This is a genomic window from Exiguobacterium sp. s28, from assembly GCF_018618135.1.
Classification (GTDB): domain Bacteria; phylum Bacillota; class Bacilli; order Exiguobacteriales; family Exiguobacteriaceae; genus Exiguobacterium; species Exiguobacterium mexicanum_A.
Genome location: NZ_JACSLL010000009.1, coordinates 68,135 through 82,436 on the forward strand (window position 1 = coordinate 68,135; position 14,302 = coordinate 82,436).

A 14,302-nucleotide genomic window follows, 5' to 3' on the forward strand; every position below is an offset into this window, starting at 1 on the left:
TCTTCGCACGGAAGGGGCCAATCAAGTAGTGGCGACAGGTTTTTCGCTCAAATAAGCAGCAATTTGTTGATCGATAATTTCTTCCGACAATTCAAGCGCGAGCGAAAGTTCTTTCACGAGGATCGTTTTAGCGTTCTCTAGAATCTTACGGTCCTGTTCATATAACTTTTTGTTCAACAAGAGAGCTTCGCTTTGGCGGCGAGCAAGCGTGTTGATGACTTGAGCGATCTCGTGACGGTTACCCGAGTGCACGACGTTCAAGAATTCACGATTGCGGTTGTTCGGATGGGGATTCCATTCGACACCCGGCGAGCGGAACGATTCAAGGATCTCTTTTGCTTCTTTGGCTTCAAGGAGCGTCAACATCATCACTTTATCACTATCGACGGGGATACTGATTTGTAACTTCTGTGCGTTGTTGATGGGATGGAGCGTATAGTACGACTTCGTCTCACCCGCGACCGTCATGTCGGAAATGTCGTCAATGCGGCAAACTCCGTGGGTCGAATAGATGATTAAATCACCAGTTTTGAACAAATCGATCACCTCTTCCTTTCATCAAGTATAGTAGTTCATGACACGAAATGTCAACTCGGTTGACATTTGAGGTGAGATATGACACAAAAAAATCCCTCCCAATCGTTAGGAGAGATTAAAGGTTCCAGTCGGTTTTCAACAACATTTTCAGTTGTCGGAACGCGTCGTCACCGAGTGATTCGGCGATTTTTTGTTCGAGTTCAGCTTTCAGTGCCTCGTTCTGTTCGTAGCAACGGACCCCGAGCTCGGTCAGCTCGATACATTTATCTTTTCGGCTCGTCGGATGATCGGTCACCGTGACGAGTTCTTTCGTCTTCAAGTTCTTGATGAGCTTATGGATCGCTTGACGGGAGATGTGGACGTTGCGCGTCACTTCGGCAATGGTCGGCTTCGTCTTATAGATGCGGGCGAGCACGTACCATTCGGAGTTGGAGATGTAGATATCGTGTTGCTCGTTCCAAGCCCGCTCGCTGATGCGACGGATTTGGTCGTGACGCTCGCTTAGGAGATCGAGGAGTCGTGTCGTCGGTTCTGTTGGAGTCAAATTGGTCACTCCTATTCGTTTTTGTCGTTCCTAACTATACAAAAGCCGATGTGTCGCGTCAATGCGCAAACGAGATCGTCATCCTCCGATAAGATTTACTGATTTAGGGAACAGAAAAACAGAGGAGGGACTTTCATGCCGACACGTACTGACTTGTTTCAACGCTATAAACAACATATTCTCGAACTGCCCGACCTGGAGGAAGCGACACTGAAGAGTGAACCGTTCTTACTCGAGGAGGACCCGAACAAACAACTTACAATCTATTACGCTCCGTTCGAATACGTTAACCCGCAGGCCAAAGTCGTCATCGCCGGGATTACACCAGGACTGTATCAAATGCGGCAATCGTTCGAGGCAATCCGCGATTTGGCGGACGCGCCAGACGAGGAGGCGCTCCGAGCCGTCAAACAACGGGGCAGTTTCTCGGGACCAATCCGCAAGAACTTGGTGACGATGCTCGACGACTTGGAGTTGCATCGTCACCTCGGTCTCCCGACGACGCTCGACTTGTTCGGCGAGGCGAACCATCTCGTGCAGAACACGGCGGTGCTACCGTATCCGGTCTTCTATAAAGGGAAGAACTACAACGGGTCGAGTCCAGACATGTTGAAGACGGACTTGTTCCGGTCTTATGTCGAAGGTAGCTTCGCCGACGAGATGGCCGTCCTCGAGGACGCCCTCATCTTGCCGATGGGGATTAACGTCCGTCGGGCCGTCGAGACGCTCGTCGACAAGGGTATTATCGCGCCAGAACGCGTCGTGAGCGGATTTCCCCATCCATCAGGGGGGAACGGCCATCGGCATCGCATCTTTGCCGAGAATCGTGAATCGATGCGGCGCCATATCGCTGACCATTTCAAACAGAACCCGTTAAAGTGAACCGGCCCGTGCGGTTCTTTTTTTGTGAAGCACCTCACCTGACAAGTTTGCTTTAGTTCGCTAAAATGGGGTACGAGGTTGACCCAGTTTTCCTATGAGAGAAAGGAACCGTCTATGATCACGTTAACGAATGTCAGCAAACAGTTCGGCCGCGACTTAGCCGTCCGTGACGTCTCGCTTCAAATCGAGCGGGGTGAGGTATATGGCATCATCGGCGCGAGCGGGGCCGGTAAGTCGACGTTGCTCCGGTTGATGAACCTGCTCGAGACACCGGATACAGGGCAAGTCACGGTCGATGGGGACGAATTGACGGGCCTGTCGAATCGACAGCTACGCGAGAAGCGCCATGTCATCGGCATGATTTTCCAACAGTTCAATCTCGTCGCGAACAAGACCGTCTATGACAACGTGGCCGCCTCGCTGAAGCTGGCCGGCCGACCGCGCTCGACGCATGAGGCCCGGGTGCTCGAGTGCTTACGTTTCGTCGGGCTCGAGTCGTTCAAAGACAAGTATCCGGCGCAACTAAGCGGTGGTCAAAAGCAACGCGTCGCCATCGCCCGGGCACTCGCGAACGAACCGCACGTCTTGTTATGTGATGAGCCGACGTCGTCGCTCGACCCGAACACGACGGCCGAAGTGCTCGGCGTGTTGAAGTCGATTAACGAGCGGCTCGGCGTCACCATCGTCATCGTGACGCATGAGATGGACGTCATCAAACAAGTGTGCGACCGCGTGACCGTCATGACGGACGGTTCGGTGTATGAGACGATTGACGTCATTCCGAGCGGGGTCGCAGACATCGACGACAATCCGTCCTGGTTCGTCGATCAACTGAAGAAGGCAGGTGAACCACATGCCTGAGGTGCTCCTGCAATATCAGACTGAGATTTGGCAATCGATCGGGGAGACGTTCATCATGGTCGGCGTCTCGATTCTCGCGGCCGTCCTCCTCGGTCTGCCGCTCGGGACGTGGCTCTATTTGTCACGAAAAGGACAGCTGTTAGAGAATCGGGCCGTCTTCTCCGTGCTCAACTTGATCGTCAATATCGTCCGCTCGTTCCCGTTCCTATTACTCGTCGTGTTTTTGATTCCATTTACGCGGCTCATCATCGGAACGGCCATTGGGACGGCGGCGGCAACCGTGCCACTCGCCATCATTGCCATCGCCCATTACTCGCGACTCGTCGAGCAGTCACTCCTTGACGTACCGCGTGGCGTCGTCGAGGCGGCCGTGTCGATGGGGGCGTCCATCAAAGACGTCATCTTCAAGTTCTTGTACGTCGAGGCCCGTTCCGGTCTCGTCCTCGGGCTGACGACGTCAATCATTAGCTTCATCTCGTACTCGACCATCATGGGGGTGGTCGGGGGCGGTGGCATCGGCGACTTTGCCATCCGCTATGGCTATCAACAGTTCAAGACGGAGCTGATGATGTACATGATTCTCATCATGCTCGTCTTCGTCCAGATGATTCAGTTCACCGGTACGACGGTGGCTCGGCTCATCGACAAACGCTAATTACCTAAAGAAAGAAGGAGAACTTATGAAAAAATTAATGGCGCTTTTCGCCTCACTCACACTCGTCCTCGCGGCGTGTGGGAACGATTCAGAAACGAACACGACGGAAGCCCCGTCAAACGAGCCGCAGACGCTCAAAGTCGCATCGCTCATCCCACCGATGACGGATATGCTTGAAATCGCGAAAGAGCAACTCGCAGAAGACAACATCGAGCTCGAAATCGTCGTCCTCGGTGACAACGTTCAACCGAACACGGCGCTCGCAGCGAAAGAAGTCGACGCGAACTTCTTCCAACACGTCCCGTACATGGAAGAGTTCAACCGCAGCAATGATGCCAACCTCGTCCCAATCGAACCGATTTACTTCGCCAACTACGGTGTCTACTCGAAAGAGTATGACAACATGGACGATATCCCGGAAGGCGCGACGATTGCCATCGCGAACGACGTGTCGAATATCGACCGCTCGCTCTCGCTGCTCGCGCAACACGATGTGATCGAGCTCGGTGAGAAGAACGGTTCGTATTACACGCAAGCCGATATCACAGAAAACTCAAAGAACCTCAAGTTCGAGGAAGTCGATTTGCTCATGCTCGCGCGTGCGTATGATGACGTCGATGCGGTCCTCATGACGCCGGCTTACGCGGCTCCACTCGGCTTGACGCCGAAGAGCGATGCTCTCTTGACGGAAGGTGTCGAGAACGACTTCGCCATCACGCTTGTTGCTCGTGAAGACAACAAAGATGAAGAAGCGATCCAGAAACTCGGCGAAGCACTCACAAGTGACGAAGTCCGCACGTTCTTGGAAGAGAATTACGAAGAAACGGCGATTCCGGCGTTTTAACGAGAAAAGATTGAGCCCAGACGGCTCAATCTTTTTTTTAGTATTCCTCGTATTCTCTCGGGTCTTGATTATCGATACGGCCGTCCGGCTTCGTCAGTGCGTTGAGCGTCTCCATCTCGTCCTCGGTCAATTCGAAGTTGAAGACGTCGAGGTTCTCTTTTTGGTGCAACTCGCTCGACGAACGGGGGAGCGGGATGACACCGAGTTGGACGTGCCAACGCAGAATGACTTGAGACACGGTCTTGCCTTTTTGTCTTGCTAGTTCCGCAATCGTCTCGTCATGCGTGACGGTCCGGGCTCGGCTCAACGGACTCCATGCCTCAGTGATGATGCCGCGCTCTTTGTCAGCTTGACGCTGTTCCACTTGGGAGAAGTATGGGTGGAGCTCGATTTGGTTGATGACCGGTGTCTCACCCGTCTCCTCAATCAAACGGTCGAGGTGCTCAGGCATAAAGTTCGAGACGCCGATTGAGCGGATCCACCCGTTCTCTTTCGCTTGGATGAGTGCGCGCCACGCCTCCACGTATTTGTCTTGTTTCGGGTTCGGCCAATGCAACAGGAACAAGTCCCAATAGTCGAGGTTCGCCCGATAGAGTGACTCACGAATCATCTCGAGTGCATCATCATAATTAAAATATTGAGCCCGCAGCTTCGACGTCAAAAACAGCTGCTCGCGCGGGATGCCAGATTGGCGGACGGCTTCGCCGACGGCACCTTCATTGTCATAGCGAATCGCCGAGTCGATGAGACGATAGCCGTTGCGGATGGCGCTCGTGATGGCGTCGACGCCCGGTTCACCTCGTAAATAGACGGTGCCGAGCCCGATGGCCGGAATCTCGTAGCCATCATGTAGTTTAATGGTTGGGATGTTCATAAAATGCCTCCTCATTCAAAATCCGTTCTCTTGTCCGATATTCCACTTTCCCGGGGAATCAAACGTTTGAATCGGTTGGAGTAAACCAAAATGAAGTTGCCTATTTTCCTGTTTTTGGGATAATTGAAGAGAGGTGATGGGGATGAAGTGGTGGTGGATGTTCGGGATATTGGCCATTGGAGGAATGATGGTCGTAAATGAGGCTTGGTATGGAAACTCGGCGGCGTTTGGAACGGCGACCAGTATGATTATCGTGACGTTGATTGGCCTAAAGAGTTTAGAAAACCGATATCGGATAAGAATGGGAGTCATCTTTTCATTATTGATTGCTGGAGCAATTTACTTCGGGTTGCCGAATTATTCGGTCGCTGAGGCAGAACATAACCTGAAACAAGTACATAAGAACGTGAACTATGTGAATGATGTCGGGGTGGTGAACGAAGGCTGGAATCCGTTTCAACCAAACCGTGTCTATTTATTTGAAATCGATTCAGGGGACCGAGTCTTGTTTTTACCCGATTCAGGAGACATTATAAAAACGCGTCCTCCAATGTGAGGACGCGTTTCTGATTAGTTGCGAATCATATAATCGAAAGCACCGAGTGCGGCAGTCGCACCAGATCCCATCGAGATGATGATTTGTTTGTAGGCGCTGTTCGTGCAGTCACCTGCTGCGAACACACCTGGAACGTTCGTCGCGCCATGACGATCAACGACGATCTCACCGAAGTTGTTACGCTCGACCGAGTCGAGCCAGTCCGTGTTCGGGACGAGGCCGATTTGGACGAAGACGCCTTCGAGTTCGACGTGATGCGTCTCGTTCGTCTCACGTGACAAGTACGAGATGCCGTTCACTTTGTCCGTACCCGTGATTTCTGTCGTCTGAGCGTTCGTGACGACGGTCACGTTCGGGAGGCTGTGGAGACGGTCTTGAAGCACTTGGTCAGCTTTGAGTTCGGCAGCGAACTCGAGCACCGTCACGTGTTTGACGATTCCAGCGAGATCGATGGCTGCTTCAATTCCAGAGTTACCGCCACCAATGACCGCGACGCGCTTGCCTTCGAAGAGAGGGCCATCACAGTGCGGGCAATAGGCGACACCTTTGTTTTTGAACTCTGCTTCACCTGGGACGTTGACGTTGCGCCAGCGTGCACCCGTCGACAGGATGACACTCTTACTCTTCAAGACGGCGCCGTTCTCAAGTTCGACTTCGACGAGGTCTTTCTTCTCGAGGCGCTTCGCGCGCTGGAGGTTCATGACGTCGATGCCGTACTCTTTCACGTGCTCTTCCAAGCTCGCGACGAGTTTCGGGCCTTCCGTGTAAGATGTGCCGATGAAGTTCTCAATCCCCATCGTGTCCATCACTTGACCGCCGAAGCGTTCCGCGACGATACCGGTCCGGATACCTTTACGAGCCGCGTAAACCGCTGCGCTCGCACCGGCCGGGCCGCCACCGATGACGAGGACGTCATACGGGTCTTTGTTGTCAAACGCCGAAGCGTCTGGGCCAGTACCGAGTTTCGCCAAAATCTCTTCAAGTGACATGCGCCCGTTGCCGAACGCCTCACCGTTCAAGAAGACGGTCGGGACAGCCATGATTTCTTTCGCTTCCACTTCCGCCTTGAACGCGCCACCGTCAATCATCGTGTGTGAGATGTTCGGGTTGAGGACGCTCATGACGTTGAGTGCCTGGACGACGTCCGGGCAGTTATGGCAGCTGAGGCTGATATACGATTCGAAGTGGTACGTGCCTTGAATGTTTTGAATCTGTTTGATCGCATCCGCGTCCACTTTCGGCGCCCGGCCGCTCACTTGGAGCAACGCGAGGACGAGTGACGTGAACTCGTGACCGAGCGGGATTCCTGCGAAGACGATTCCTGTCTCTTCAGACGGACGGCTCACGCTGAAGCTCGGTGTGCGTTCGAGCGTGACGTTCTCGACCGAGATGCGTGACGACATGCTCGCGAGTTCGTTCACGAGGTCGAGCATCTCTTTAGAGACCGCGTCGTCTCCAGCGCTGACACGGAGGACGACATCGCCCTCCATGAGCTGGAGATATTGGTCCAACTGTTGTTTAATATCTGCTTCTAACATGTAATCCGCTCCTTACAACTTGCCGACGAGGTCGAGGCTCGGGCGAAGTGTTGCAGAACCTTCTTCCCATTTCGCCGGGCAAACTTCGCCTGGGTTGTTGCGGACGTATTGTGCCGCTTTGACTTTGTTGACGAGCGTGCTCGCGTCACGGCCGATGCCGCCTGCGTTGATTTCAACAGTTTGGATGACGCCGTCTGGGTCGATGATGAACGTACCGCGGTCAGCAAGGCCATCTTCTTCGTTCAAGACGTCGAAGTTACGTGAGATTGTGTGTGATGGGTCACCAATCATGATGTACTCGATTTTACCGATTTTCTCAGATGTTTCGTGCCATGCTTTGTGCGTGAAGTGTGTGTCAGTCGATACTGAGTAGACTTCGACGCCGAGGTTTTTAAGTGTCGCGTATTCGTTTTGAAGATCTTCCAATTCAGTCGGGCAGACGAATGTGAAGTCAGCTGGGTAGAAGCAAACGACGCTCCATTGACCTTTGAAGTCGTTGTCCGATACTTCAAGGAATTCACCTGTTTGGAATGCTTGTGCTTTGAACGGTAAGATTTCTTTGCCGATTAATGACATGGGATATGTCCTCCTTGGTTTTTTACTCTAGTGGACTTTCGTCTCTACTAGAATAATTATAATGTAATACTAACTTCATATAACCCGCCAAAAATGTCAAGGCGTTTGCATGTCTGGTAAAATGTTGATATATCAACGTTAAATGGATAAATCGCTTGATGAAAGGAAAGAAAACGATTACAAAATAAATGTGCTTTTGTTTTCAATCCTGTATCCTGATAAAGTGATTAGGAATAGCGAGAGTTTGAATCGAGTGAAGGAAAGTCGTTTATTCTCGTCACGAAGTACATCATTATCAATTACATATAAAAGGGTGAGACAGTTGAACTATCGAATTCATTCACACCGCTTCGGGGAGACAATACTTAAAAATGATGAGGAGTTCACAGAGATTTGGAGAGAAATTCATGACATCATATATTCTATAAGTGATAATGACATCATTCAAAAATTCGAAGAGAAGTATGCGGACAAGAATAAAAGTCTGTCCTCGACTTTAAATGATTTATTCAAATCAGAGTTTTCAAAAAGAGGATGGGCCAGCGAAAGTCCGATCTTCCAAGACCGTGACTATTCAGAGAATGTGTGGCGTCTCGATTTTGCCAAAGAGAATATATCGCTGGAAGTAGGTTTCAACCATTCAGGAACGATTGCATGGAATCTGTTGAAACCGGTCATTGCGAGCGAGTTGAATCATGTTGAGAAGGCAATTCAAACGCGAATTGGTGTGATTATTTGTGCAACCCAAAGACTTCAGCGTGCCGGAAATTTCGACAACGCCATCGGTACATATGAGAAATATGTCCACCATTTGAAACCGTTGAACACTCAGTTGACCGTACCAATCGTCATCATCGGTCTTGAGGCACCTGACACGTTCAGGATTGTCGAGCATTTTAATGAACAGGGAAAAAAAAGAGGCCGTGTAGAAGGATTCTACACGAACCAGATTATCGATGATGCAACAGAAACTTATGATGAGCCACTGTTTGATGAGGACTTAGATTAACATGTAGTTTTTATTACCCACTTCGTATATGTCGATTGGTTTTGGCCATGTCTACGAAATGGGTGATGGTGTAAATCACGTGATCAAAGTCTTCATTGACCTGATGCTCCCAGAACCGGAGGATGACCCATCCTTCCTCGACGTAGTGTCTTGTAACGTCAGCATCCCGTTCGATGTTGCGACCGATTTTCTGACGCCAGAACTCGACGTTCGTCTTCGGAAGTTTGAAGTGAAGGGGACAGCCGTGCCAGTAGCAGGAGTCCAAAAAGACGACGACACGGAGTCCGGGAAACGAGATGTCCGGTGTCCCATATAGCTTCCGATTGTTCTTCCGATATCGATATCCGGCAGCCCAGAGTGCTTTCCGGACCTTTACTTCCATCTTCGTGTCCTTGCCGCGATTGCCGCTCATCGTCTTGAAGACGGCTGGACTCGATGCTTTTGGTACATTTCTGGCCATACCTTCACCTCCCTCTAATAGGAAGATTCCACGTGAGGGAGATAAGTACTCATTTTACGCGTCTAGAATCTGCTGGATGTAGTTTCTGTCCAACCAAAACGATTGTTTTGTGATCCACTGACCGTCTGGGAGTTTCACTTTGTCCTGACCGTCGGCTCCTTTTGAGCGCACATGGGCGACCTGATTGAACTTCGGGCCGGGAAGATTGTTTTTCACTCGTTTACCCGAAGGTGTCAGTTTTACTCCAGTATGGACAATGTGTTTAGCCTCGAGCCACATCGACTTCAACTCGCCATCGACCGTTTCAAGCGGCATGTTCCATAGACGTATCCCTTCGAAACGAGGGATACGTTTTTGTTTGGGCACGTACTCCTCGTCATATCGGAATACGAGGAAGAGGTATTTCTGTTCGGCGAACGTGTCATACAAGTCGGATTCTTCCCACTCGTCTCGAGACAAGTCGTCGAAATCGACTTTTCCGAACGACATGTGTTCCCGAATCTTGCCGTCAGGCTCTCGCGCAATCGTCTTGAACTTGATGTTCGCTTTCGCGAACTCTTCGATGCTCGACAAATCAGTCTTCCTGACTCCTAAAAGTTTTGCCATGACTCGTGGAATCATCGCCTTATTGCCCGGGTTATATGGGATGCTTGTCTCTTCGCATAGTTCGAGTACCGTCTTCCCGTAATGAGGCGCGAGTTTTGCCTCGAGGAGTTCTTCAATCGACATTTCTTTCAATTCACCGTGATTGGCGATTGACTCCATCAACTCTGGGGTTAAGTACTGACGGACGAGTCCCGACATATAAGAAGCTTTGAGTGAGAAGGCCCGAGGTTTTGCTGGTTGCTCTGAGAACGGTTGGCTACGGACGACCGAGCCGTTCGCCCCTTTCGTGCAGGCTGACAAGTACATCGTATCGGCCTCGGAGATCAAATGGGCCTCGCCACGTTTGATTTTTGCGACGATTGTCTCCCAGTCTTGCCGCATCACGTCCAAATCCTCTTCTGAGAACTCATTCAAGAACGCTTTATAGATACGGTAGTCGTCGATAGGGATGTTTGGCTCATATTGATAAAGCATGATCAGCATGCTCGTGGCTTTTGACAAGAAGCTCGACGTCTCGAACGAATACTCGTGCTCGTTATGATAATCAATCATGTTCAAAACGAGCCGCTCCTTCGATGAATATGTACCATTTTTGTTTTTCTTGAAAGGGGTGACCTTCAATTCGATGCCGAGTTCTTCAAAATCAGGCCGTGCGTCCGAGTTAATTGGGTAGCCGAAATGGCTCTCCTCGATGATGTGTCCAAGGGAACCTTTCGAGCGGACATTCTTGATGCGCCCGGTCGCGTCGATTTCTCCGAACGTCTTTCCTTCGGCCTCTCTTGCCTTGTCCATCAATTCTTGAATCGTTTCATACCGCAAAATAACTCCTCCTACAGTTTACATATATAACCATTATAGCGTACCGCTTGATCGAATTCATCGTTCGTGATACACTATTTCCATTGAGTCGAAATTAAAAATAGAGTAAATTTAAGATAGAAAATACGAAAGGGTGTTCCCATTGATTAAAGTAGTTGAGTTATTTGCTGGTGTAGGAGGTTTCCGCATCGCGCTTGAAGGAATTAAAGACGTGAATGCCGAGCCTACATCGGACAAATTCGATGTAGTTTGGGGCAATCAATGGGAACCGGCGACGAAGAGTCAACCGGCCTTCGATTGCTACGCCGAACGGTTCAAGGACCGAGGTATACATTCGAACGAAGACATTGCCCTCTCGTGGATGGAGGCGGGCCCGCACCACTTGTTGGTCGGTGGTTTCCCGTGCCAGGACTATAGCGTGTCACGCAGCCTCAAGAATGAGCAAGGCATTCAAGGGAAGAAGGGCGTCTTGTTCTGGGAAATCATGAATATCATTGAGCAGGAGAAACCGCCTTACGTATTGCTTGAGAACGTTGATCGACTCATGAAGTCGCCTGCCAAGCAACGGGGACGTGACTTCAGTGTCATGTTACGTGCGTTCGCCGACCAAGGCTATACGGTCGAATGGCGTGTCATCAATGCGGCTGACTATGGGTTCGCGCAACGCCGTCGTCGCATCTTCATCTTCGCGACCCGGACGGATCTTAACCATTCAGCGCGTGCCAAGCAGGCGGATCCAGAAGAATGGCTGCTCGAGTCAGGATTCTTCGCACCTGCATTCCCGGTCCATGAGCTAACAAGTGAGAAACATCCGGGCTCGCAGTTCGAACTTCCGAAAGATATCGTCGAAATCTCTGACACGTTCTCGGCAACGTACCGCAATGCGGGCATCATGTCGGGCGACCGGGTGACGACGATTGAAACATTACCGAAACGCGAAGTGCCGAAGACGCTCGGTGAAGTGGTCCAAGAAGTCTATGAGCAGTTCGGTCCTACACCCGAACAGTATTATTTGGACACCGAGACGATTAAAAAGTCGGGTCGGAACGAGCAGGAAGAGTTGGCTTACTTGAAAGGGCCGAAGAAAATCGAACGGACCTCGGCAAGTGGTCACGTGTATGTGTACGCAGAGGGCGGTATGTCGTATCCGGACTCGCTTGACCTTCCTGGCCGTACGATGTTGACGAGCGAAGGCACGTGCAACCGCTCGAGCCATGTCATCGAAGATCCACAGACGAAACGACTCCGTTACCTTCGTCCCGAAGAGTGCGAAGGTCTAAACGGATTCCCTTACGGATGGACGAATACAATGACGGACCGCAAACGTTACTTCACGATGGGGAACGCCCTTGTCGTCGGATTGATTGAGCGGATGAGCCATCGAATCGCAGAGGTCCACGAGCAAGAGGATAATCAGAACATCTTGCAGGAAGCGATTCAAATGCAGTTGTTAGGTACGTACAATAACTTCAAATAAAAAACTCTAGTCGCGACAGGGAAATCGTGACTAGAGTTTTTATTATCAACTTCAAAGTTAAAAAGACAGAGGTCGCCCTCTGCCTTTCACTTATTCTGACATCAACGCACACACCGCATTCGAATAGGCGACCGGATCTTCAATCGGTAGCCCTTCGATGAGGAGCGCTTGCTGATAGAGCAAGTCCGTATACTGTTTCGCTTTCGCTTCGTCTTCCTTATAGACGCGCTGTAATGTCCGGAAGATGGCGTGGTCCGCGTTCACTTCGAGCACTTTCTCGGCTTTCATGCCGCCGCCGTTCGGCATCGCGTTCAAAATCTTCTCCATCTCGATTGAGACGTCGCCGGCGACCGTCAAGCAGACCGGATGTGACTTGAGACGTGTAGATGCGCGCACTTCTTTGACGCGGTCGCCCAGTTCTTGTTTCATGAAGGCGAACAAGTCCTTGTTGTCCTCATTGAGCGAATCGGCCGCCTCGTCATCAAGCCCGAGATCACCGCTCGCGATCGACTTAAACTCTTTGTCGTCATACGACTGGAGCATCTTGATGGCGAACTCGTCGATTTCTTCAGTGAAGTAGAGAATCTCGAACCCTTCTTCTTTCAAGCGCTCCGCTTGTGGCAACAGTTCGATCCGATGAATCGATTCACCCGTCGCGTAATAGATGTACTTCTGATCGTCTTTCATGCGCTCGACATACTCTTTGAGCGAGACGAGCTTCTTCTCGTTCGACGAGTGGAACAAGAGCAAGTCTTTCAACTCGTCCTTGGCGGCACCGAACTGATCGTAGACGCCGAACTTGAGCTGACGGCCGAACGACTCGAAGAATTTCTCGTAGTCTTCGCGCTCGTTTTGGAGCATCTTCTCGAGCATGCCTTTGATTTTCGACTTCACGTTTTTGGCGATGACGCGAAGTTGGCGGTCCTGTTGCAGCATCTCCCGGGAAATGTTGAGCGACAGGTCTTCCGAGTCGACCATCCCTTTGACGAAACCGAAATAGTCCGGGAGCAGGTCAGGCGACTTCTCCATGATCAAGACACCGTTCGAGTACAGCTCGAGCCCTTTCTCGAACTCTTTCGTGTAATAGTCGAACGGGACCGTCGATGGGATGTAGAGAATCGACTGATACCGGATCGAGCCGTCGACGTTCAAGTGAAGGTGTTTGAGCGGCTCATCGAAGCCGTAGCGTTTCTCGTGATAGAACGCCTTGTAGTCCTCCTCCGAGAGCTCGCTCTTCCGTTTGCGCCAAATCGGCACCATGCTGTTGACTGTCTCTTCTTCGATATAGTCCTCGTACTCTTCTGAATCGTCTTTTTGACGGTGCTTCGTCACGTCGAGCTTAATCGGGTAGCGGATGAAGTCCGAATGCTTCTTGATGAGCGAACGGATCTCGTACTCTTGGAGGAATGATGAGTATGTCTCGTCGTCCGTGTCAGCTTTCACGTGCAACGTGATCTCAGTCCCGATGTCGGTCTTATCCGTCGGCTCGATCGTGTAACCGTCTGTGCCTTCCGACTCCCACAAGTAGCCTTGTTCACTGTCGACCGAGCGGGTGCGGACTGTCACACGGTCTGCCACCATGAACGCCGAGTAGAAGCCGACACCGAATTGGCCGATGAGGCTGTGGTCTTCTTCCATCTTCGTCGCCTGCTTCATCGCGAGCGAGCCGCTCTTGGCGATGATCCCGAGGTTCGATTCGAGCTCATCGGCCGTCATCCCGATTCCGGTGTCACGGATGGTGATCGTGCGGGCGTCTTTGTCGAGCTCGACTTTAATGAAGTAGTCGTCCTTGTTGAAGTCGATTGCCTCATCTGACAAGGCCCGGTAATACATTTTGTCGATGGCGTCACTCGCGTTCGAGATGAGCTCACGGAGGAAGATGTCCTTATGCGTATAGATTGAGTGGACCATCAACTCTAAAATTCGTTTCGATTCGGCTTGAAACTGTTTCTTTGTCATGATCGTTCTCCTTTTTATTTGTTCGATTTTGGCACTCTATCAATAAGAGTGCTAACACTACTGATTATCCTAATTTTTAGGAAGATGTCAACCCGGTTCAAACAA

At 51.0% G+C, this 14,302-nt stretch carries 15 protein-coding genes; 7 read left to right on the forward strand and 8 right to left on the reverse strand.

Translation table 11 applies throughout. The features are described from left to right. Positions 1 to 21: 21 nt before the first annotated feature. Together KNP78_RS10525 and KNP78_RS10530 are read right to left on the reverse strand one after the other, a co-directional pair. The gene (locus KNP78_RS10525; protein WP_214824151.1) at positions 22 to 546 is read right to left on the reverse strand and encodes a CarD family transcriptional regulator; all 525 of its coding nucleotides are present in this window, start codon (positions 544 to 546) and stop codon (positions 22 to 24) included. 106 nt (positions 547 to 652) lie between these two features. Then, a complete protein-coding gene (locus KNP78_RS10530) occupies positions 653 to 1,081 on the reverse strand; it encodes a MarR family winged helix-turn-helix transcriptional regulator (RefSeq protein ID WP_034780390.1) in 429 nt (142 codons plus the stop codon). A 135-nt stretch (positions 1,082 to 1,216) separates the two neighbouring features. Here KNP78_RS10530 and KNP78_RS10535 point away from each other — a divergent pair, with 135 nt between their 5' ends. The 4 genes from KNP78_RS10535 to KNP78_RS10550 all read left to right on the forward strand — a co-directional run bounded on the left by KNP78_RS10535 (position 1,217) and on the right by KNP78_RS10550 (position 4,323). Continuing rightward, positions 1,217 to 1,963 (forward strand): hypothetical protein, encoded by a 747-nt coding sequence (locus KNP78_RS10535; RefSeq protein ID WP_214824154.1) that lies wholly within the window; start codon positions 1,217 to 1,219, stop codon positions 1,961 to 1,963. A 114-nt stretch (positions 1,964 to 2,077) separates the two neighbouring features. Beyond that, positions 2,078 to 2,824 (forward strand): methionine ABC transporter ATP-binding protein, encoded by a 747-nt coding sequence (locus KNP78_RS10540; protein WP_214797354.1) that lies wholly within the window; start codon positions 2,078 to 2,080, stop codon positions 2,822 to 2,824. Continuing rightward, positions 2,817 to 3,479: a methionine ABC transporter permease gene (locus KNP78_RS10545; RefSeq protein WP_029596402.1), complete on the forward strand. Its 663-nt coding sequence runs from the start codon at positions 2,817 to 2,819 to the stop codon at positions 3,477 to 3,479. The genes KNP78_RS10540 and KNP78_RS10545 overlap by 8 nt, the downstream gene beginning before the upstream one ends. A gap of 25 nt (positions 3,480 to 3,504) precedes the next feature. Further along, positions 3,505 to 4,323: a MetQ/NlpA family ABC transporter substrate-binding protein gene (locus tag KNP78_RS10550; protein ID WP_214824157.1), complete on the forward strand. Its 819-nt coding sequence runs from the start codon at positions 3,505 to 3,507 to the stop codon at positions 4,321 to 4,323. Positions 4,324 to 4,360: 37 nt separating this feature from the next. On the opposite strand, the gene KNP78_RS10555 is transcribed toward KNP78_RS10550, so the two are convergent. After that, complete coding sequence (locus KNP78_RS10555) at positions 4,361 to 5,197, reverse strand: aldo/keto reductase (protein WP_021067915.1); 837 nt, start codon at positions 5,195 to 5,197, stop codon at positions 4,361 to 4,363. 142 nt (positions 5,198 to 5,339) lie between these two features. On the opposite strand from KNP78_RS10555, the gene KNP78_RS10560 reads away from it, so the two are divergent. Next, positions 5,340 to 5,753 (forward strand): hypothetical protein, encoded by a 414-nt coding sequence (locus KNP78_RS10560; protein ID WP_131472010.1) that lies wholly within the window; start codon positions 5,340 to 5,342, stop codon positions 5,751 to 5,753. A gap of 14 nt (positions 5,754 to 5,767) precedes the next feature. Here KNP78_RS10560 and ahpF read toward each other — a convergent pair whose 3' ends face one another. Then, positions 5,768 to 7,291: an alkyl hydroperoxide reductase subunit F gene (ahpF, locus tag KNP78_RS10565; RefSeq protein WP_214800072.1), complete on the reverse strand. Its 1,524-nt coding sequence runs from the start codon at positions 7,289 to 7,291 to the stop codon at positions 5,768 to 5,770. Between the two features lie 12 nt (positions 7,292 to 7,303). Further along, positions 7,304 to 7,867, reverse strand: a complete 564-nt coding sequence (gene ahpC / locus KNP78_RS10570) for an alkyl hydroperoxide reductase subunit C (RefSeq protein ID WP_021067918.1) — start codon at positions 7,865 to 7,867, stop codon at positions 7,304 to 7,306. Positions 7,868 to 8,189: 322 nt separating this feature from the next. Between ahpC and KNP78_RS10575 the strand changes: the two genes are divergently transcribed. Further along, entirely contained in the window at positions 8,190 to 8,876 is a 687-nt protein-coding gene (locus tag KNP78_RS10575; protein ID WP_214824160.1) for a BglII/BstYI family type II restriction endonuclease, read from the forward strand. A gap of 13 nt (positions 8,877 to 8,889) precedes the next feature. Here the strand turns inward: KNP78_RS10575 and KNP78_RS10580 are convergent, their stop codons facing one another. Both KNP78_RS10580 and KNP78_RS10585 read right to left on the reverse strand, forming a co-directional pair. Further along, positions 8,890 to 9,336 carry a very short patch repair endonuclease gene (locus KNP78_RS10580; protein WP_214797357.1) on the reverse strand — a complete coding sequence of 149 codons (447 nt, stop codon included), beginning with the start codon at positions 9,334 to 9,336 and terminating at the stop codon, positions 8,890 to 8,892. 54 nt (positions 9,337 to 9,390) lie between these two features. Next, complete coding sequence (locus tag KNP78_RS10585; protein ID WP_214824163.1) at positions 9,391 to 10,761, reverse strand: Sau3AI family type II restriction endonuclease; 1,371 nt, start codon at positions 10,759 to 10,761, stop codon at positions 9,391 to 9,393. A 142-nt stretch (positions 10,762 to 10,903) separates the two neighbouring features. Between KNP78_RS10585 and dcm the strand changes: the two genes are divergently transcribed. Further along, positions 10,904 to 12,238: a DNA (cytosine-5-)-methyltransferase gene (gene dcm / locus KNP78_RS10590; protein ID WP_214824166.1), complete on the forward strand. Its 1,335-nt coding sequence runs from the start codon at positions 10,904 to 10,906 to the stop codon at positions 12,236 to 12,238. A gap of 90 nt (positions 12,239 to 12,328) precedes the next feature. On the opposite strand, the gene htpG is transcribed toward dcm, so the two are convergent. Further along, positions 12,329 to 14,197: a molecular chaperone HtpG gene (htpG, locus tag KNP78_RS10595; RefSeq protein WP_214824170.1), complete on the reverse strand. Its 1,869-nt coding sequence runs from the start codon at positions 14,195 to 14,197 to the stop codon at positions 12,329 to 12,331. Positions 14,198 to 14,302 lie beyond the last annotated feature (105 nt).

Excerpts from the sequence above, each read along its gene's own strand:
- htpG (WP_214824170.1), bottom strand. The coding sequence starts at position 14,197 with ATGACAAAGAAACAGTTTCAAGCCGAATCGAAACGAATTTTAGAGTTG.
- KNP78_RS10545 (WP_029596402.1), top strand. The coding sequence starts at position 2,817 with ATGCCTGAGGTGCTCCTGCAATATCAGACTGAGATTTGGCAATCGATC.
- KNP78_RS10555 (WP_021067915.1), bottom strand. The coding sequence starts at position 5,197 with ATGAACATCCCAACCATTAAACTACATGATGGCTACGAGATTCCGGCC.
- ahpC (WP_021067918.1), bottom strand. The coding sequence starts at position 7,867 with ATGTCATTAATCGGCAAAGAAATCTTACCGTTCAAAGCACAAGCATTC.
- ahpF (WP_214800072.1), bottom strand. The coding sequence starts at position 7,291 with ATGTTAGAAGCAGATATTAAACAACAGTTGGACCAATATCTCCAGCTC.
- KNP78_RS10535 (WP_214824154.1), top strand. The coding sequence starts at position 1,217 with ATGCCGACACGTACTGACTTGTTTCAACGCTATAAACAACATATTCTC.
- KNP78_RS10580 (WP_214797357.1), bottom strand. The coding sequence starts at position 9,336 with ATGGCCAGAAATGTACCAAAAGCATCGAGTCCAGCCGTCTTCAAGACG.
- KNP78_RS10550 (WP_214824157.1), top strand. The coding sequence starts at position 3,505 with ATGAAAAAATTAATGGCGCTTTTCGCCTCACTCACACTCGTCCTCGCG.
- KNP78_RS10560 (WP_131472010.1), top strand. The coding sequence starts at position 5,340 with ATGAAGTGGTGGTGGATGTTCGGGATATTGGCCATTGGAGGAATGATG.
- KNP78_RS10540 (WP_214797354.1), top strand. The coding sequence starts at position 2,078 with ATGATCACGTTAACGAATGTCAGCAAACAGTTCGGCCGCGACTTAGCC.